Source organism: Catonella sp. (genome assembly GCF_052173895.1).
GTDB lineage: Bacteria > Bacillota > Clostridia > Lachnospirales > Lachnospiraceae > Catonella.
The window spans coordinates 1-16837 of sequence record NZ_JBQMXS010000039.1; the positions used below are offsets into that span (position 1 = coordinate 1).

The 16837-nt window shown below is 36.7% G+C and carries 35 protein-coding genes; 29 read left to right on the plus strand and 6 right to left on the minus strand.

Translation table 11 applies throughout. From position 1 onward, the window contains the following. Nucleotides 1-49 precede the first annotated feature (49 nt). The 3 genes from ACTTG8_RS07850 to ACTTG8_RS07860 form a co-directional block, all read right to left on the minus strand. A complete protein-coding gene (locus ACTTG8_RS07850; protein WP_442561574.1) occupies nt 50-172 on the minus strand; it encodes a hypothetical protein in 123 nt (40 codons plus the stop codon). A 370-nt stretch (nt 173-542) separates the two neighbouring features. Continuing rightward, nucleotides 543-1304 carry a type II toxin-antitoxin system PemK/MazF family toxin gene (locus tag ACTTG8_RS07855; protein ID WP_442561575.1) on the minus strand — a complete coding sequence of 254 codons (762 nt, stop codon included), beginning with the start codon at nt 1302-1304 and terminating at the stop codon, nt 543-545. A 13-nt stretch (nt 1305-1317) separates the two neighbouring features. Next, nucleotides 1318-1956 carry a LexA family protein gene (locus ACTTG8_RS07860; protein WP_442561576.1) on the minus strand — a complete coding sequence of 213 codons (639 nt, stop codon included), beginning with the start codon at nt 1954-1956 and terminating at the stop codon, nt 1318-1320. 157 nt (nt 1957-2113) lie between these two features. Between ACTTG8_RS07860 and ACTTG8_RS07865 the strand changes: the two genes are divergently transcribed. The 4 genes from ACTTG8_RS07865 (at nt 2114) to ACTTG8_RS07880 (ending at nt 3139) form a co-directional block, all read left to right on the plus strand. Then, entirely contained in the window at nt 2114-2311 is a 198-nt protein-coding gene (locus ACTTG8_RS07865) for a helix-turn-helix domain-containing protein (protein WP_442561577.1), read from the plus strand. Nucleotides 2312-2473: 162 nt separating this feature from the next. Beyond that, nucleotides 2474-2614: a hypothetical protein gene (locus ACTTG8_RS07870; RefSeq protein WP_442561578.1), complete on the plus strand. Its 141-nt coding sequence runs from the start codon at nt 2474-2476 to the stop codon at nt 2612-2614. Nucleotides 2615-2675: 61 nt separating this feature from the next. Continuing rightward, nucleotides 2676-2897, plus strand: coding sequence for a helix-turn-helix domain-containing protein (locus tag ACTTG8_RS07875; RefSeq protein WP_442561579.1), 222 nt, complete (start codon nt 2676-2678; stop codon nt 2895-2897). A gap of 74 nt (nt 2898-2971) precedes the next feature. Then, nucleotides 2972-3139: a hypothetical protein gene (locus ACTTG8_RS07880; protein WP_442561580.1), complete on the plus strand. Its 168-nt coding sequence runs from the start codon at nt 2972-2974 to the stop codon at nt 3137-3139. On the opposite strand, the gene ACTTG8_RS07885 is transcribed toward ACTTG8_RS07880, so the two are convergent. After that, complete coding sequence (locus ACTTG8_RS07885) at nt 3083-3451, minus strand: helix-turn-helix domain-containing protein (protein ID WP_442561581.1); 369 nt, start codon at nt 3449-3451, stop codon at nt 3083-3085. The two genes, ACTTG8_RS07880 and ACTTG8_RS07885, sit on opposite strands and share 57 nt — an antisense overlap. Nucleotides 3452-3564: 113 nt before the next feature. Between ACTTG8_RS07885 and ACTTG8_RS07890 the strand changes: the two genes are divergently transcribed. Further along, complete coding sequence (locus ACTTG8_RS07890) at nt 3565-3717, plus strand: hypothetical protein (RefSeq protein ID WP_442561582.1); 153 nt, start codon at nt 3565-3567, stop codon at nt 3715-3717. A gap of 199 nt (nt 3718-3916) precedes the next feature. Next, on the plus strand, nt 3917-4072 hold the full coding sequence (locus ACTTG8_RS07895) for a hypothetical protein (RefSeq protein ID WP_442561583.1): 156 nt from the start codon (nt 3917-3919) through the stop codon (nt 4070-4072). A gap of 109 nt (nt 4073-4181) precedes the next feature. On the opposite strand, the gene ACTTG8_RS07900 is transcribed toward ACTTG8_RS07895, so the two are convergent. Continuing rightward, nucleotides 4182-4373: a hypothetical protein gene (locus ACTTG8_RS07900; protein ID WP_442561584.1), complete on the minus strand. Its 192-nt coding sequence runs from the start codon at nt 4371-4373 to the stop codon at nt 4182-4184. Between the two features lie 143 nt (nt 4374-4516). On the opposite strand from ACTTG8_RS07900, the gene ACTTG8_RS07905 reads away from it, so the two are divergent. From ACTTG8_RS07905 to ACTTG8_RS07925, 5 genes are all read left to right on the plus strand, one after another. Further along, nucleotides 4517-4651: a toxin-antitoxin system HicB family antitoxin gene (locus tag ACTTG8_RS07905; RefSeq protein ID WP_442561585.1), complete on the plus strand. Its 135-nt coding sequence runs from the start codon at nt 4517-4519 to the stop codon at nt 4649-4651. A 23-nt stretch (nt 4652-4674) separates the two neighbouring features. After that, the gene (locus tag ACTTG8_RS07910; protein ID WP_442561586.1) at nt 4675-4878 is read left to right on the plus strand and encodes a hypothetical protein; all 204 of its coding nucleotides are present in this window, start codon (nt 4675-4677) and stop codon (nt 4876-4878) included. A gap of 115 nt (nt 4879-4993) precedes the next feature. Next, nucleotides 4994-5158, plus strand: a complete 165-nt coding sequence (locus ACTTG8_RS07915) for a hypothetical protein (RefSeq protein ID WP_442561587.1) — start codon at nt 4994-4996, stop codon at nt 5156-5158. A gap of 76 nt (nt 5159-5234) precedes the next feature. Next, nucleotides 5235-5477 carry a hypothetical protein gene (locus ACTTG8_RS07920; protein ID WP_442561588.1) on the plus strand — a complete coding sequence of 81 codons (243 nt, stop codon included), beginning with the start codon at nt 5235-5237 and terminating at the stop codon, nt 5475-5477. Further along, nucleotides 5459-5743, plus strand: coding sequence for a hypothetical protein (locus ACTTG8_RS07925; protein WP_442561589.1), 285 nt, complete (start codon nt 5459-5461; stop codon nt 5741-5743). Before ACTTG8_RS07920 ends, ACTTG8_RS07925 begins: the two co-directional genes overlap by 19 nt. Before the next feature lie 18 nt (nt 5744-5761). Here ACTTG8_RS07925 and ACTTG8_RS07930 read toward each other — a convergent pair whose 3' ends face one another. Then, a complete protein-coding gene (locus ACTTG8_RS07930) occupies nt 5762-5920 on the minus strand; it encodes a hypothetical protein (RefSeq protein WP_442561590.1) in 159 nt (52 codons plus the stop codon). A gap of 76 nt (nt 5921-5996) precedes the next feature. On the opposite strand from ACTTG8_RS07930, the gene ACTTG8_RS07935 reads away from it, so the two are divergent. The 18 genes from ACTTG8_RS07935 (at nt 5997) to ACTTG8_RS08020 (ending at nt 16777) form a co-directional block, all read left to right on the plus strand. Then, entirely contained in the window at nt 5997-6182 is a 186-nt protein-coding gene (locus tag ACTTG8_RS07935) for a hypothetical protein (RefSeq protein WP_442561591.1), read from the plus strand. 130 nt (nt 6183-6312) lie between these two features. After that, nucleotides 6313-6516, plus strand: a complete 204-nt coding sequence (locus tag ACTTG8_RS07940) for a hypothetical protein (protein ID WP_442561592.1) — start codon at nt 6313-6315, stop codon at nt 6514-6516. Between the two features lie 16 nt (nt 6517-6532). Beyond that, the gene (locus tag ACTTG8_RS07945; protein WP_442561593.1) at nt 6533-6829 is read left to right on the plus strand and encodes a hypothetical protein; all 297 of its coding nucleotides are present in this window, start codon (nt 6533-6535) and stop codon (nt 6827-6829) included. Between the two features lie 230 nt (nt 6830-7059). Beyond that, complete coding sequence (locus ACTTG8_RS07950; RefSeq protein WP_442561594.1) at nt 7060-7416, plus strand: hypothetical protein; 357 nt, start codon at nt 7060-7062, stop codon at nt 7414-7416. Further along, nucleotides 7395-8063, plus strand: a complete 669-nt coding sequence (locus ACTTG8_RS07955; protein WP_442561595.1) for an N-6 DNA methylase — start codon at nt 7395-7397, stop codon at nt 8061-8063. Before ACTTG8_RS07950 ends, ACTTG8_RS07955 begins: the two co-directional genes overlap by 22 nt. Next, on the plus strand, nt 8060-9139 hold the full coding sequence (locus ACTTG8_RS07960; RefSeq protein WP_442561596.1) for a tyrosine-type recombinase/integrase: 1080 nt from the start codon (nt 8060-8062) through the stop codon (nt 9137-9139). The genes ACTTG8_RS07955 and ACTTG8_RS07960 overlap by 4 nt, the downstream gene beginning before the upstream one ends. 13 nt (nt 9140-9152) lie before the next feature. Continuing rightward, nucleotides 9153-9371: a hypothetical protein gene (locus ACTTG8_RS07965; protein WP_442561597.1), complete on the plus strand. Its 219-nt coding sequence runs from the start codon at nt 9153-9155 to the stop codon at nt 9369-9371. Nucleotides 9372-9519: 148 nt separating this feature from the next. Further along, a complete protein-coding gene (locus ACTTG8_RS07970) occupies nt 9520-9741 on the plus strand; it encodes a hypothetical protein (RefSeq protein WP_442561598.1) in 222 nt (73 codons plus the stop codon). A 309-nt stretch (nt 9742-10050) separates the two neighbouring features. Beyond that, nucleotides 10051-10674, plus strand: a complete 624-nt coding sequence (locus ACTTG8_RS07975) for a rolling circle replication-associated protein (RefSeq protein WP_442561599.1) — start codon at nt 10051-10053, stop codon at nt 10672-10674. A 460-nt stretch (nt 10675-11134) separates the two neighbouring features. Continuing rightward, a complete protein-coding gene (locus ACTTG8_RS07980; protein ID WP_442561600.1) occupies nt 11135-11764 on the plus strand; it encodes a transglycosylase SLT domain-containing protein in 630 nt (209 codons plus the stop codon). Further along, nucleotides 11761-12156 (plus strand): RNase H family protein, encoded by a 396-nt coding sequence (locus tag ACTTG8_RS07985; protein WP_442561601.1) that lies wholly within the window; start codon nt 11761-11763, stop codon nt 12154-12156. Before ACTTG8_RS07980 ends, ACTTG8_RS07985 begins: the two co-directional genes overlap by 4 nt. Next, nucleotides 12143-12499 carry a hypothetical protein gene (locus ACTTG8_RS07990; protein ID WP_442561602.1) on the plus strand — a complete coding sequence of 119 codons (357 nt, stop codon included), beginning with the start codon at nt 12143-12145 and terminating at the stop codon, nt 12497-12499. The genes ACTTG8_RS07985 and ACTTG8_RS07990 overlap by 14 nt, the downstream gene beginning before the upstream one ends. A 146-nt stretch (nt 12500-12645) precedes the next feature. Continuing rightward, nucleotides 12646-12840, plus strand: coding sequence for a hypothetical protein (locus ACTTG8_RS07995; protein WP_442561603.1), 195 nt, complete (start codon nt 12646-12648; stop codon nt 12838-12840). 2 nt (nt 12841-12842) lie between these two features. Then, on the plus strand, nt 12843-13109 hold the full coding sequence (locus tag ACTTG8_RS08000) for a hypothetical protein (RefSeq protein WP_442561604.1): 267 nt from the start codon (nt 12843-12845) through the stop codon (nt 13107-13109). Nucleotide 13110: 1 nt separating this feature from the next. Beyond that, on the plus strand, nt 13111-14451 hold the full coding sequence (locus tag ACTTG8_RS08005) for a ParB/RepB/Spo0J family partition protein (RefSeq protein ID WP_442561605.1): 1341 nt from the start codon (nt 13111-13113) through the stop codon (nt 14449-14451). Then, the gene (locus ACTTG8_RS08010) at nt 14448-14921 is read left to right on the plus strand and encodes a hypothetical protein (RefSeq protein WP_442561606.1); all 474 of its coding nucleotides are present in this window, start codon (nt 14448-14450) and stop codon (nt 14919-14921) included. The genes ACTTG8_RS08005 and ACTTG8_RS08010 overlap by 4 nt, the downstream gene beginning before the upstream one ends. A 6-nt stretch (nt 14922-14927) precedes the next feature. Then, nucleotides 14928-15743 (plus strand): pentapeptide repeat-containing protein, encoded by an 816-nt coding sequence (locus ACTTG8_RS08015; protein WP_442561607.1) that lies wholly within the window; start codon nt 14928-14930, stop codon nt 15741-15743. A 125-nt stretch (nt 15744-15868) separates the two neighbouring features. Continuing rightward, nucleotides 15869-16777, plus strand: a complete 909-nt coding sequence (locus tag ACTTG8_RS08020; RefSeq protein ID WP_442561608.1) for a DNA-methyltransferase — start codon at nt 15869-15871, stop codon at nt 16775-16777. Nucleotides 16778-16837: the final 60 nt, after the last annotated feature.

Below are 16837 nucleotides of genomic sequence, written 5' to 3' on the forward strand. Positions count from 1 at the left end.
TTCAGCTTTGTAATTGCCTGCCCATTCAACTATTAGTGATTGAGCTTTTTTAGGATTGAGTGTATTCTAAAACTGTCTGCAATTCCCTTGCATACCAAAATTCCTGACCATACTCATTTATATGCTTTATACTTTCAAATATATTCTGACTGTAATCCTTTAATTCATCCATATTCTGTCCCCTTCATCAATCATATCTTCCTCAATACTTTCCCTAAACCTTCTCCAAACTACCTATAATGCTGCTGTAAGATTTAGGAAGTGGCATATATGGATTTGCTTTCATAAGATATAAAAATAGGAGAAGCAAGCTTAAGACTTACTTCTCCCTTGGCTGTAAAAGCCATTGTCTTTTATACTGTCCACAAAGGACAATGTGTTATAATGATAACCTTAAAGGGAGAAAATGTCAACACCTATAAAAAAAGGCAACTCTGCAAAAAGCGGAGCTGCCTTACTGTATTATGTTTGCCCTATAGGCACTGTTTTGCGAATATTGATTCGCTTTGTGAATTATAACATTATTAATTATAATTGTCAAGTCAATGTAGGTACAATTCACGCAGTTTAACATTTATTTTATCCATTGCTCCAGTGGATAATTTTATACCTTGTAAGAAATCCCCTTTATATCTTGGGTTGTATATTCTCATTTTACTAATGGTTGTTATTTGTTCCATTAAAACAACACTACCGCTTTTCATATTATCTATTTTTAGTTTATTATTTTGTAATTTTTTCAATAAGTCATGTTGTTCTTTATTTACTAATTTTAAATCTTCCAAATGTCTTTTAATCTCGGTAATTTCAGAATGATTTGTCACTTCTTCGCAAAGAGTTATAATACGATTGTTAATTTCAATAAATTTTGTTACCTCAAGCAACTCGGTGTTGTTTTTAGCTTGTAGTTGGTCATGCAATTCACTCCCAATATAAATATCGCGTTTATTGACCTTTTTACCATCTGATGATGACATGGGTAATACTGTAATAACAGGTGAAGAGTGTGCATTGTTATTATCCAAGACTACTGCAAAGTGCATACCACCATGTTCGCTGCCAACATTAAAACCAAAATTTACATTTATGACAGAACCTCTGTGAAATCGTAAAGTTTTAGTATAATCAAATTTGTTTTCAAGTAAAATATACTTTGAGTAAACCTTTAACCAATCAGAGATTAGATGTACCTTTTTATAGTCATTTGGGTTATCTGAGGTTAAAAATGAGTTTAGAGTGTTTTCAACTACTTTTAAGGTTTCCTTTACATTTGATTGAGCCATATCAGGCGTTATAAGCTTCATATACTATTCCTTTCTAAAACTTCCCTCTTAACTCTACAACTTTACCTATTATCCTAACAGGCTTTTCGTCTACTTCATCCTTTTTCAGATATATAGGCTCATATTGTGGATTAAGTGATACAAGTGCTATACCATCACTATACTTCTGCAACCTTTTACATACTGCATCATCGCCATTAATAGAGGCAATCACTATTTCACCGCTTTCAGCATCATCTTGTTGTCTAACAATAACCACATCATTATTCCATATACGAGGCGACATACTGTCACCTTGTATCTTAAGGGCAAAGTATTCACCATGCCTTGCCATATCTTCAGTAATTTCTTCATAATCAAGGACATCTTCTATCATTTCAATAGGCACACCTGCAGCAACTCTGCCAAGGACAGGAATCTTAACACCTTTTACTTTAGCCTTTGCCTTTTCATCTTCTTTTTCATCCCACCCCATAAGATAGGCAGGAGTAGTTTGCAATGCGGTAGCTAATATCTCTAATTTATCTAATGGCAGGTTTCTAATTGCTCCGGTTTCATATCTTTGTAATGTAGATTTGCTCATATTAGTTTTATCTGCTAAATCTTGAAATGAATATTCTAGCTCAAGACGGCGTTTTTTTATTCTTTTTACTATATTATTGACATCTTCCATAACTAACCTCCTTGACTAGATTATATAACTAATATATCAAATATGCAACAGTTATTTTTGAAAAATAAAAAAATAGTTGCAAAAATGGGTTGACAAGATAAAAATACAGTGATATTATTAGATTATCCCAAATACGCAACGAAAGGATGTGAGAAAAATGGCTTACGATAAGTTAAAAGGACGAATGGTCGAAAAGAAAGTAACACAAGGTGAAATGGCTAAGAAGTTGAATGTAAGCATATCCACGCTAAATGCTAAGTTAAATAAAAAGCGTGAATTTACAGTCAATGAGGTTATTGTTGTGTGCAAGACTTTAGAGATAAAAAACCCTAATGAATATTTTTTTGTCGCATAAATCCCAAATATGCAACGGAAATAAATCATCTGACAATAAAATATAAAAATTCTCCAAATCCCTCTTGACAAATTCACCACTGTAAGTGGGGAATGCGAGAGCGTTCACCACTGTAAATTATAATGTTATTGTAACAAACATAGCAGCGGAAAGGAGGAACAGGTGGGAAAAAAGCGAAATAAAAAAAGCGACAACAAGGATAATACGGAGCTCACCACAGCAAAAGTATTATTTGTAATCGCTTTGATAGAGCTTATCGAAAAGCTATTAGACATAGTCGAAAAGCTGATAGATAAGTCCTAAAGGTAAGGGGGCATGAACCCCTTACCCATATATTAGCTTTTTTCTTATCAAAAGTCAATAAATGGTTGGAGAAAATATTAAGAAAATAAGGCTTGCAAAGGGGCTTAATCAAAAGGAGCTTGCAAAAAGGGTACATGTAGTCCCTTCTATGATATGTCAAATTGAAAGGGGCAGCAGGACAGTAAGCCTTGTACTTGCAGAAGAAATGGCACAGGTGTTGGGGTGTGACATAAAGGATTTTATCGGGGAAGGAGGAAGGCAGGATGTTAGGCGTGATACTTGAAACAGTTAAGTTGGTGTTTTACATTGCAGCTATCTGTTATATCGTGAGAAATTTTAAGAATGAAAGGAGGAAGGATGGAAGAGAAGAAAATAAAAATTAAAAAAGTTCCGCCTATAAAGGCAGAACCAACGGCAGAAGATGTAGCAGAACTTTTAGAAAGGGTATATCCGAACGACTTAAAGGATTTATACTTCTTCATTGTCGGAGTCCTCACAGCAAGAGGCTATGAATTTGTCGATTGAGGCTTTGTCTTTATCGCTGAGTTCAAGGTAGTTTTTAACTAGGCTTACTTGAAAGTCGGTGAGTGAGTACTGCTTTTGTAGTTCAGCAAGAAAGCCCTCTTTTGTTTTGTTGAACATAGAGCCTTCACCGGTGCGTAGCCAGTCTTCGTTGACATTGTAAATGTTGCAGATGCTTTTGATTAACTGGTCAGTTACATTGTTACGACCTTTTTCAACATTAGATAATGCACCTTTAGTAATTCCTAATGGTTCAGCAAACGCTTGTAGTGTTAAGGCTAGATGGTTTCTTATTTCTTTTACTCTTTCATTCATACTTATGTACCTCCTATAAGGTAAGTATAAAGTTTGAAGAGAAAAAAGTCAAGAAAAAAGTATGCAAAAAATACTTTTGTTGTTGACAAAGTATTTTTAATATATTATAATGTATGCAAGAAATACGAAAGGAGATAAGAGCCATGAAAAATTTTGGTAAAAAAATTGATGAGCTTACTAAATTAGTTAGTAAACTCACCAAACTGGTATTAGAGCTCGGCACTCTAATAGCTGTAATCAAGCTGGTGCTCGATAGTATCAGCTAAGGTTCGGGGGCTAAGCCCCTGAACTAAAAAGAGTATATCAGAAATTCATGGCTCTTGCAACAGCAAAAGAAAGGAGGAAACAAATGTTTGTAGCAAATGAGAATATTAAGAAGTCGGCATTGCTTGGACTTAATATAGTAAGGCTTGTGGTAGTTGTAGTAGGAATGATTTTATTATTCAGCATTTAGGAGGGATAGGAATGAAAGAGAAAGAAAAGGCTTATTCAGAACAGGAAGAGAAACAGGTGAGCGAGTTTATTAAAACAGCAAGAAGAAAGAAACTTGATGACCAGCAAAAGGCATTTTGGATAATTAAGGGTATGCAGATGGCAAGGGAAGAGGAGAAAGTAGGGTAAGGAGGAGAGATGGAAGAGGTTACAAGCGTAACATACAGAATTCCAAAAGAGTTAAAAGACAAGCTGATAAAAATATCAGCTTGTAAGGGGATGAGCGTAAACAGCATTGTTATTGATTATCTGTCGCAGAAGGTTGAAGAGGAATATGTCCGTTTTGTTTCTCAAAATCGCTGATGCAGCTTTCAATGAGAAATTCAATCTGCATAGCAATAGAACGCTTGTTATGTTCAGCTATGTACTTGATTTTTTGGAAGTTTTCTTCCTGCATACGCATAGTAAAAGCCCTTTTATCAGTAGCCATAATAACTCCTTTCTTTGATTTCACTTTGACATCATTATAAAAACTTTTCAGAGATTTTTCAATATTGCATATTGACATCACTTTGAAAAGATGTATAATATATTGCAAAGTGACATCACTAAGAAGTGTAGAAAGGAGAGACAATGAATAAGGCAACAACAGTAAGGCTTCCTGAAAGTCTAAAGGTAAAACTTAAACAGGCAGCAGTTAAAAGAGGGATGACATTGAACAATTTAGTTATTCAGCTTTTATGGGAAAGTGTAAACGGATTGAAGTAGCCAGACAACAAAAAGGAGGAGAGATGGAAGAGAAAGCTATTGCAGAAGTATATAGTAGGGAGAGGTATTTCATATTAATGAAACACTATAAAGAAATGTCTTCAGAAATAAAATCATTTTACCCTGATGAAAATAAAGAAAATCTTTTATTTGAGGCATATGATGAACTAGGGAGTGCTTTTGATAAAGTGATTCGCCTTGAGGCTAAATACCAAGCTGAGTTTTGATTTTAATAATAGTATAGCATCTGATTTAAGAAAGAACAGCATAAACCCATAAAAATAAAATAGGATGAATAAATGGAACTAACAAAAACAAAAAAGCTAAAAACAAGGAGGAGAGATGGAAGAGAAGAAAACAGATGTAAAGATTGAAATATCGTTACCACACAATGTTGGACGAAATTCAGTTGAAACTGCAAAAAAACAGATGAAAGAATGGATTGAAAAGGCTGAGGAATTAGAGAAAGAGCACAGCGTTAACTGTACTCTCTGCTTTAAGGCTTAGGATAAGGACAGTATACCATGGCGAATAATAGAAAGTGAATAAGCATTATGACAATTGCAAATAGAAAGGAGTAGATATGGAAGAGGAAAGAAATACTGCAGAATTAGCCTTTAAGAAATTAAAAGCCCTAGAGGGCATAACCTATGCAGAATGGATATATGTACAGTATGCAATGGAAATAGCATTTAATGATAAAGCTAGGGAATCCGCAGCAGGATTCACGATATCTTCTGCGGATATAGAAAAAATGAAGGAATACAGGTTATTCAGACACCGTCTGAATAAAAAGAAGGAGAAGGGATGGAAGAGAGATTATTAGGATGTTTATTAAAAGTGAAAGGTGATGAAGCAGATACCTTAAAAGTAATAATGGAGAATCAGAGAGTGCTTACAAATAATTGTTACGCACTGGAAAGAGTTATGGAGTTAGAAGCGGGCAAAGAAGGACTCTCACTAAAGGTATCAAAGAAAGAGCTGAACACTATATTAGCTGAAATAGACAATGCAAAGGAGTCTATAATGCTTGCATACAACCGGTTAGAGGAGTTAGGGCTTATATCATATAAGGATACCGCCACAGAATGAATGTGACGGTATATAGGACTACTTTTCAAGCTGCGAAATGTCACGGACAAGTTCAACAACCTTTTCAATCAGCTTATTAATATCGCCAATTGTTGCAGGAGCAGAAGAATCTCCACTACTAGGCTTTGCACTAAATAAAAAGCGGTTGATAAGGTTTTGAACTTCATCATCATACATATGCACATACCTCCTTTTATAATATTTCAACATTGCAGTGTTGATAAGGGGGAGTATAGCACAGGAAGGAGAAGATATGGAAGAGATTGTTTTTGAATACAGAGAAATGGTTAAAAAATATTGTAAATTTGTAAATATAAAGCTTGATGAAGCATTAGATGGGAAGTCACAACTTGCTGACATAGACATTGAATCAATGGCAAGAACAGCAAATACGCTTGTTGTGACTTCCAAAAGGATAGCAGAGAATCAGCCTTTATAAAGCCATTCTCTTATACTTTCGGGCGGGGATATTCTTCCAGACAGGCAATCCCATTCACTACAACCGGTAGAAAAAGTATAAACATCATCTGCCGCCGCAACAGGAGAGTATAGCACAGGAAGGAGGAGGTATGGAAGAAGTAGTAAAAGAACTAAAAGAGATTAAAGAACTGCTCCACATGATTGCGAGTAATACGGAGCATGACAAGATTGACCTTGATAAGCTTGCAAATGATATAGCCGGAGTTTTTAATGCTCAATTTCAAGAATTTCAGTATGATAGGGAAAGTATACCATGGCGAAAGGTAAAAGTGAACAAGAAGACTGATAACTGAACAGGAAGGAGAAGATATGGAAGAGAATGAGGTAGAGAGCCTGTATAAAAAGACATTAGAGGAACCGAGAAAAAGAGCACATCCAAATGAAGAGTTGAAATGGATGAACTTCAACAGGGTAGATACAGAGGGATTTGAAAAAGGGATAGCACTTTTTAATAGATGGCTTGGGATAATCAATGAGGCTATGTTTAAGAATAAAAGCCTCCGCATTGAAATTATTTATAATGCAGAAGCTAAAAAAACAGAGATGTATGTATATACACCTAAGCACGATGGAACGGACAATGCTCAGGAATCTCTAAACGATTAATATCTGAATTTTCATCAATCATAAAATATGCAGAATTAAACGCAGGTGGAATCCATTGCAGACCATCCCAAGTTCTTTCCTCTAGTTTGACAGTAAGAGTTTCTTTTTCATCAGGTGAGAGTGATGAAAAGTCAATGAAATATTTGTGTAAAGACATAGATTCATCCCCTTTCATAATATTTCAGCATTGCAGTGCTGATAAGGGGAGTATAGCACAGTAAGGAGGAAGTATGGAAGATAAAGAACAGAGAAAAAGAGAGACTATGGAAGCACTCAGCAATGAAAGAATGTACATCTTGTTAAAGCATAACAGGGAAATGCTACTTGAATTAAGAAGCCTTTACCCTGATGAAGGAGAGTTATTAGAAAGTTATAAGGATTTTCAGGAAGCATTTGATAGCCTTATAAATAAAGAGATTGAAAGTCGGAGCGAGAGTTTAGAGGCTCCATCAATTAGTATTACTGATTTAGCAGAAAAACTCGACAAAGCACTAAAAAGCGTTGGTGAAAGGATGAATAAATCACTAAATGAAGCAGCTAAAAGAATTAATATAAAGGAGAACGAATGGATTATGAAAAATTTATAATAGATAGCATTGAAAAACTATCAGGTAGATTCAGCCCCTATCAGGTATTCACAGACTGGGTGTCTATGGTGGCTATTTCCATTAGTAATGCGTGCAGACCACTTGAGGACAAAATATATATGGAACGTGAAGCAAGGTATCTTGATACTTCCAAAAAGTATAACAAGGAAGAATTAAAGATACTGACAGATATGGTAGGTGCTTTGGCCTTGTGTCTTGAGGATAAAATGTGCGATATGTTGGGAGATATATTCATGAAATCAGGTTGTGGAAGTAAGTTGACGGGACAATTTTTTACACCTTACCACTTATCTTACCTTACTGCAAGATTAGTATATGACGAACAGATTAGCAAGCTTGCTGAATCTGAAATACTCGAAGTAAATGAGCCTTCCTCAGGCGGAGGGGGGATGATAATTGCGGTTGCAGAGGTTATGAAAAATCAAGGAGTAAATTATCAAAAACGGCTGCATATTGTTGCACAGGATTTGGACTGGAACGGTGTATATATGACTTATGTTCAGCTATCCCTATTAGGGATAAAAGCCATTGTGGTACAGGGCGATACTCTTCTTGAACCTTACCGGAAAGGATATGACGAAAGCAGGGTATTTAGAACACCGGCAGAAATGGGGGTGATATTTTGAGGGATAAGCTTATAAATGAAATAATGATGGCACTTGTTAGCTCAGGAGTTGACATAGGTAACATAAAAAGCAGGCTCATTCTTCTTTTGGACAATTATGAAATAACTGACAGGTGTACGGAGATATCTGTTGTTGAAGAAGAGGATTTTGAAAAATATCTTAAACTTTTTTTAATAAACAAAAGAGTGGCAGGTAGGACGGAAAGGACTATCAAACACTACAAGGCAGAGCTTACAAGATTCTTTAGTATAGTGTCAAAGTCACCCATAAACATAACTTCAGATGACATAAAGATATATTTAGCAACAAAAGAGGTTAGGGATGGCGCAAGTAAAGTATATCAAAAAAATATATTAAGAGTAATTTCTTCATTTTTTCAATGGCTTGTAAGGGAGGAGATTATCACTAAAAACCCTATGAATAAAGTTGATGAAATTAAGATTCCCAAGACAAAGAAGGATGCCTTTTCTGAAATCCAGCTTGAACAATTAAGATTTGCGATTGGTGATGACATCCGCTTGCGCTGTATATTTGAAATCTTGGTATCTACTTGGTGTAGAGTATCTGAGCTCGCCCAAATCAAACTTAAAGACTTTTCAAATACGTATGATTCAGTCTTGGTACATGGAAAGGGAGAGAAAGAGAGGATATGTTACTTAAATGCAAAAACAAGGATTATCCTTGAACGGTATTTAAGTGAAAGAAACGATGAAAATGAGTATCTTTTCACCAAGTGTAGTATTCCAGTTATTGGTAAAGAGGGAATTTTTTCAAAGAAATGTAAAAAACTCAATATAAAGCCCAAGGAATGGTGGAAGTGCAAAGAATTGGTAAGTTGTGAGCATATTGACAAAAGCACTATTGAGAGTGCTGTGAGAAAATTGGGCAAAAAAGCTGGGATAGAGAAGACTCACCCCCACAGGTTCAGGAGAACCGGTGCGACAATGGCTTTAAGAAGGGGGATGCCAATCGAACAGGTATCTAAGCTGTTAGGGCATGAAAGTATTGAAACAACACAGATATATTTAGATTTATCTGAGCAGGAGCTGGCACAAGCCCATAAAAAATATGCGTAGGGAGGAATAAGGAATGAGTAATAGAATCATTAATGAGGAAAATACATTAAGTAGGGAGCGTATGCTTGTATTGCTAAAACATAATAAAGCAATGGAAAAAGAACTTATGAAACTATATCCGGAAGAAAACGAAGAAATGCTCGAAAGATATAGAAATCTTGCAGAGGCATTTAATGAAGTTATTAACTTTGAGGTCAAATACCAAGCTATGAGAACCGGAGCAAGGCAGTAATACTATGCGGATAGAAAGGAATAAGTAATGGCATATTACAAAGTATGTCCCGGATGTGGTGGCAACTTAGATCCGGGAGAGAAATGCAGCTGTAAAGAAAGGCACGAAAGAGGAATCAAAGTTATAGATACGAAGAAAGGAGAAAGTCATGAACTATCCTGCAAAAGTCATGTCAATGAAGGCACTTGTAAAAATGGGAATCTCAGAATCTTTTCTACGAAGAGCTTATACGGATAAGAGTACACAGATAGCGTGGAGGGCAGATCCTACCAGACCAAATAGTAAAATCATGTTTGATACCGAGGCACTTGAAGTTTTTCGCATAAAGCAAATTGCATTAGAGAAGAAGATGATAGCCAACGTTATATAAAAAAAGTGGCAGTTAAAAAACTGCCACTAAACTGAAACGTTTATAAAATCCTTGCAATGATTATTATACTACGTTTCTTTAAAAAAGTAAAGATAAAAGGTTTGAAAAATAGCGTAAATATACGCTTTTAGCACTTGTTCAAACTATTAACTTTACGACAATTACTTTAAAAATACGGGGTATAAAATCATGCCATATTATAAAACTGAAATAGAAGCAGGAAAAACTATAGAAGTTATAAAAAGTCATACCAGGAGTTTAAACGATCATAGGCAAAGAGAGAGAAGGCAAAAAATAACTCCTGAGGAGATGAAGAAAATAAATAGAATAAATACCGAAGCGAGGCTTGCTAGGTTAATAAATGCTAACTTTGGATATGGAGATTATCACTTAGTTCTTACTTACAAAAAAGATTTAAGGCCAAGTCCGGAAGAGGCTAAGAAAAGAATAGCTAGCTTTTTAAGAGTTCTCAGAAGAGAGTATAAAAAATACAAGGCAGAGCTTAAATATATCTGTGTGACAGAATATCTAAACACAGCTATTCATCACCATCTAATAATAAATGGTATAGAGGCTAACATAAATAAAATAGTCAGGGATTGTTGGGAATGGGGTAGCCCTCACTTTACCCCTTTAGACGATACAGGACAATATCGAGAGCTTGCAGCATATTTTATAAAAGAGACCTCAAAGACCTACAAGACAAATGATGGAGGAGCCAAGCAGCATTATACCTGCAGTAGGAATCTAATCAAACCGGTAAAGAGAACCACGATTATAAAATCAATCAGTTGGCTTGATACACCAAAGCCTAAAAAGGGGTATTACATAGATAAAGATACCGTATATAACGGAATCAATCCTTTTACCGGTGCACCTATACAAAAATACACAATGGTTAAGCTCCCTGAGATAAGGGGTAAAAGTGGATAAAACTGTTCAAAGTCTGAAAGTGGCATAAACCTTAATCGACGCAAAGATTTGCAATTCATTCTACATTTATATAAAAATCTGTCTCGATTAACATTTAATAGGGTTTGAAAGCATTTTTAAGCAGTTCAAAATTGTTCAAAACCACTGAAAGGTGCATAAACCTTAATCGGGAGAAAGATTTTTAAGAATAAAGAAAATTATAAAAAGTCTGTCGTGATTAACGTTTAATAGGGTTTGCGAGAATTGGACATGTTAAAAATACACTAAAAAACCGCTGAAAGGTGCATAAACGTTAAACGAACCGAAGATTTGCAACACATTCTACAATTTACCCTGAAAAGCCGTTTCGATTAACATTTAATAGGGTTTGCGGACTTATCCACAATAAACACATTTGTTCAAAACTTTAATAAAGGTGCATAAACATTAAACAAAAGAAAGTTTTAAGGAGGAAAAATACATGAATTTAAGGATTATTGTATTACTAATCATCATATCCCTAGCGACTATTAGAGGTAAGCCGCTAGGGGCAACAATACCGCAGGAAATGAAAGCAAGCACCGTAAAGCCTAATGAGTTAAGGGCGGTAAAGCTAAAGGAATCAAAACCGAAGGTGGTTAGGATAAAGGAATCAAAGCAAAAGAAAGTTAAACTTAAGGCAGCAGATAAAAAGGCTGTGGAATTTATCAACTCTTCCTTAGGGGAGTGGATAATAGAATATTCTGCTAGTAAAGACATAGATCCTTTTCTAATATTTGCGATAGCGGAAAGAGAAAGCGGATTGAATCCTAATGCAGTAGGAGACAATGGAGCAAGCTTAGGCTTAATGCAGATACAGCCAAGGTGGAGCAGGGAAAGGATGAAAAGGCTTGGAGTAGATAATCTAAAAGAGCCTAAAGGCTGTGTAAAAGTGGCAGTAGATATATTACTGGAATACAAGGGAAAAGACAGTGACCTTTACTTTGTGCTTATGGCATATAACGGAGGTGTGGCTTACGCCAAAAGGAATATGAATACCCCTAGTGATTACGCTGTTAAAGTTGCCGAGCGGACGGTTGAACTAAATAGATTGTACGAGGTGGCAGAATGAAAGTTAAAGTAATTACAAGCCTTGACCATAAAGGAAATCCAAAGGGTAACGGTACTGCCAAAGCTTTGATTATCTATGTGGACGAACAGGGAGAACGGTACGAGAAGGAAATCAAAACAGACATAGAAAACGATACGAGGAATGCACTTGCATTAAAACTAAGTGTTGAGGTCCTAAAGGCTCTTATCAAACCTTGTGAAGTAGAGCTTATTCTTAACTGTAAATATATCAAGAGTTGCATCAACAATGGCTGGTTAACAAGTTGGCAGCAGTCAGGGTGGAAGAAGTCAGATGGAAAACCTCCTGCAAATGTTGAATTGTGGAAGTTGCTAGATATGTCCTTGAAGCTGCACAATGTCAAATTTATAGGAGGTAGTGATGAAAAACTGTGAAGTAAAGGGATGTAATCAGCTGGGGCAAAGGCATCATATAGTGTTTAGGTCTCAGGGAGGGCTTGATTTTAAATTAAATTATAAATACCTCTGCCCTGCACATCACACAGGGAATGAAAGCCCGCACAAAAAGAAAGAGATTGACCTAAGGTACAAGAGGGAAATGCAAATGGAGTTATTATCATTATTCTTTGAAGATACTTACAGTCTGCCTCAGATAATTGAGCTGATAGGAGAGGACAAAAAGAACCTTGAAAAGAAATTCCGAAAAGTGCTGAATACTGCAGGTCTCTATAAAAGAGAAGACATAGTAAGAGCCTTGATGGGAGGTAGAACATATTAAGGAGGTGTGATGTTATGCAGCTATATATATAGTCCTTACAGAGGGAATATATTTAAGCGAATCTATTTAAGCGAATCAGGAATAAGAGATATGCAAGACCTTTAACCAAGCTAATGGTTGATTTTGAAACTATGGAGGTTTTAAAAATGGATAGAGTGGTAAATATTATAACTTATGCAGGAGTGTTATTAATAACACTGGGGGCATTAACGGCTATATGGGGTGGATTAGTAGGGTTTAAGATAGCAGGTAGTGGAGTAGTACTTATACTTACGGCAATGGCATTATCTTACTGCAATGAAGAGATAAAGCTTGAAAAAAGAAGAAGAGAGAGGTATTGAGAATGTCCAAAAAAGTCAAGAATCTAATCAGTAGAGATAAGTACAAAGAAATTAAGAGAATGGACCATACTGAAATGAGTGACTTTTTCATAGGAGTATGGCAATCGGGATATGACCACCGTAAAAAAGAAGAAAAAACTGAGAACAAGGCAGCAGTTACCCCAGAAGCAATAAAAGAAGCAATCAAAGGTATAAAGGGTATTGGAGAGGTAAAGCTCAATACAATAATGGATAACATTTATAAACTGTATGAGGAAAAAGGAGAATAACATGGCAGTAATAGATATTAAATTAGATAACCTAAAGATACATCCTAAGAACGTAAGGCGCAAATACGAGGGTATAGAGGAACTGGCACAGAGCATAAAAGAAAACGGTATAATGCAGAATTTAACTGTTGTGCCTGATAAAGAGGAAGAAGGCAAGTATTTGGTTGTAATAGGCAATAGAAGGCTAACGGCTGCAAGGGAGGCAGGGCTTGAAACCGCTCCTTGCGTTATTGTGAATGATATGGCTGAAAAAGAGCAGATTACCACAATGCTTATGGAAAACATGAACCGTAAGGATCTTACGGTTTACGAGGAAGCCGAAGCCATGCAGATGTGTTTTGAAGATTTTGGGCTAAAAGTTGAAGAGATAGAAGAAAAGACCGGGCTTTCAAAGACAACCATTAACCACAGGCTGAACATGGCTAAACTTGATAGAGAGACACTTGTAGAAAAGGCGGAGGATAAAGAGTTCCAGTTGTCTATTACAGACCTTTATGCTCTTGAAAAAGTAAAAGATATAAATACAAGAAATAAAATTCTTAAAGAGGCTTTCGATTCAAGAGACTTAGCCAATAAAGCAAGACAGGCGGCAAGGCAGGAGCTACAGGAAAGAAACAAAGCAAAGCTGCTAGAAGAATGTGAAAAGCTGGGAATAAATAAAGCCCCGGAAGGAGTGTATTATTACTCTTCTGGATGGGAGGAAGTAGAAAGAATCTACCTTGATGTGGAAGATTCTAAAATAGAAATGAAAGAGGCTGAGGGGGTTTATTATGTAATTCAGTACAATAACTTTTCTTTTATAAAAAAGGAGAAAAAGCAGAAAGAAAAGAAAGAGGTTAGCGAGGTTGACCTTAAGCAAAAGGAAATCAAAGAGAAAAGGGCAAAGATAGAAGCAAAGCTTAATGAAATGCTTAAAGACATGGAGGACTTTGTAAGAAACATCTTGGAGGGCAAAGTAGAGCCGCCTGATAATGCTGAGTATATAGGCAAGCTAACATGGGAGTTTTTAACCAAACATAACGCAAGAGTGGCACAAAATACCATTGCAAAAATTTTACTAGGGAAAGATACATACAGGGCAGCAGATGAAGAAGAGAAAGCAAAAGCTTTAGAAAAGGCTAAAGTTTTACCAATATTATACCAAATGATAGCAGTGGCATTTGATGGATTAGAATATTTAAACTTAATTAGATATGTCGGTACAGAGTATCAAAAATCTTCAGGAGATAAACTTAAAGAAATGCATGACATTCTTGGAATGTTTGGGTTTTCTTTCGCAGATGAGGAAAGCTATCAGATTATGAACGGAGAGCATGAGCTTTACGAGAAAGGGGAAAATTGAGCAGACCGGAGATAACTAAATGGCTTTCAGAACTTACAGAAAAGCTAATCAATCCCAATAAAGATAATCGCATATATTGGGCTAGAGAGGTAACCTTTGACTATGCACAATCTAACCGTATAAGGGTTGACTATATGAGATTTGAGCCGTTAAACAACACTATAAGCGGTATCGAAAAGGGCGATTTTTACTGTTACGAGATAAAATCTTCAGTTGAGGACTTCCACTCAAAGAACGGACATAATCTCATAGGTGATTACAACTATTATGTAATGCCTAGTGAGGTTTATCGGAAGATATCCGCTGAAATTCCATTCGGAGTTGGTGTGTATTGCCCGGAAGGCAGCAGTCTTGTGTCCGTTAAACGAGCTAGAAGAATGAATAGAAAAAGGTCGGTGTCTGAAATGTTGCTGATGATGTTTAGGTCAGCAAACAGAGACAAATTGAAGAATAATATGCAAGGGAGATAAAAATGTATGACAAATGAAGAGATTAAAAAAATATTAGAAAATCATAGACATGGGTTTAAAGGAGAAACTGCTGGATGTGAGAAGATGAGAGCAGACCTAAGGGGAGCAGACCTAAGGGGAGCAGACCTAAGGGAAGCAGACCTGGAGGGAGCAGACCTAAGGGAAGCAGACCTGGAGGGAGCAGACCTATGGGAAGCAGACCTAAGGGGAGCAGACCTCAGGGGAGCAGACCTCAGAGGAGCAGACCTAAGGGGAGCAAACCTATGGGGAGCAGACCTAAGGGAAGCAGACCTCAGGAGAGCAGACCTATGGGGAGCAGACCTCAGGAGAGCAGACCTATGGGGAGCAGACCTAAGGGGAGCAAACCTATGGGGAGCAGACCTAAGGGAAGCAGACCTCAGGAGAGCAGACCTCAGGGGAGCAGACCTCAGGAGAGCAGACCTATGGGGAGCAGACCTCAGGGAAACAAAAATTAACGAGAATACAAAGATAAAATTCCCGATTTCTTGTCCTGATACAGGAGCATTTACGGCATGGAAAAAAGCAAGGGGCTATATAGTGCAATTAGAAATTCCTGCAGAAGCAAAAAGAGCTAGTGCAACGACTAGAAAGTGTCGATGTAACATGGCAAAGGTTGTAGCTATTCAGAATGTTGACGGAACGGATTCGGATTTGAGGGAAGTTTGCTCAGGGTATGATCATAACTTTATTTACAAAGTGGGGGAAACAGTGACGGTTGACCGCTTTGACGATAATCGTTGGAATGAGTGCTCAACCGGAATACATTTTTTTACAACAAGGGAAGAGGCAGTTGATTATTGATTATAGAAGTATTGAAATCAATGAAGGGAGAATAATATGCAGAAGAAACTAAAAGAGATTAAACCGGGTAAGATATTTGGATTTGGTGGTTATGAGTGGATAAAGCTGGAAGGGGAAGGCCTATAATGGATAAAATCATAACTGGGAATGCAATTGAAGTGTTAAAAGAGTTTCCTGATTGCTCTGTAGATTGCTGTATAACTTCACCCCCTTACTTAGGATTAAGAGATTACGGGGTTAATGGTCAAATAGGACTTGAAAACTCTGTAGAAGACTACATAAACAGGCTTACAGATATTTTTAGAGAAGTAAGGCGAGTGTTAAAAAATGACGGTACTTTATGGCTGAATATTGGTGACAGTTATGTGTCGAGCAATAGTGAATACAGCAATTGCAAACGAAAGGATTTAATTGGGGTTCCTTGGTTGCTTGCGTTTGCACTTAGGGATGACGGATGGTATCTAAGACAAGATATTATTTGGGAGAAACCAAACGCAATGCCGGAAAGCGTAAAAGATAGATGCACGAAAAGCCATGAGTATATATTCCTTTTCTCTAAGCAATCTAAATATTACTTTGACTATAAGGCTATAAAAGAACCTGCTGTCGGATTTAATAACATAACACCTGCAGAAAGTAAAGGAACCTTAAGACCAAACAGCAGGTTAAGAAAAGGGAATAGTCGAACTTTCAGAGGAGGCGGAGTTTATACCAAAGGACAAAGTTTTAATAATTCTGCAGAAGTAATGAGAGAAAGTCATGGCAACAGTGAGAATGTGACGGGGTTAAGGAATAAAAGAAGTGTATGGAGCGTGGCCACACAAGGATATAAAGAAGCTCACTTTGCTACTTTCCCGGAAAAGCTTATAGAGCCTTGTGTTCTGGCGGGGAGCAAGGAAGGAGAAATTGTTTTAGATCCTTTTCTTGGAAGTGGCACAACTGCAGTAGTGGCTAAAAAATATAATAGATGCTTTATAGGAATTGAGTTTAATCCTGAATATGTGGAGATGGCGAGAAGAAGGTTGGAGGAATAATGACAAATAAAATCAAAGAAAAAGCCGATAAAATGCGGGCTATGACAGATGAAGAGCTTG